Annotated in this window: 1 protein-coding gene; it reads right to left on the reverse strand. The window is 51.8% G+C overall.

Annotated features, from left to right (window positions below; genetic code table 11):
• On the reverse strand, positions 1–272 hold a 272-nt coding region (locus AAEZ03_RS27395; RefSeq protein WP_502947972.1), incomplete at both ends, for an oxidoreductase.

Consider the following 272-nt stretch of genomic DNA (forward strand, 5'->3'; position numbering starts at 1 on the left):
GGTTGTAAGCTGGTATGAGACACACGGCCAACGTGCCAAAGCTGAGCGAAAATAATACTGCCTTTGGCATGTACCGCCTGCGTGACTTTTTTCCAGCCTTCAATTTGGGCTGGTGAATAAATGCCTGGCGTCCATGCGTAACCTTGACCTCTTGGCTCAATCTGTGTGCCTTCGGTCACCATAAAGCCTGCCGAGGCGCGCTGTGCATAATAGCTTGCCATTAAGTCATTAGGGATGTTGTCAGGTTGCGTGCTACGAGAGCGCGTCAACGG

This window comes from Pseudomonas sp. HY2-MNA-CIBAN-0224 (assembly GCF_040310285.1).
In the GTDB taxonomy this organism is placed as follows: domain Bacteria; phylum Pseudomonadota; class Gammaproteobacteria; order Pseudomonadales; family Pseudomonadaceae; genus Aquipseudomonas; species Aquipseudomonas helleri.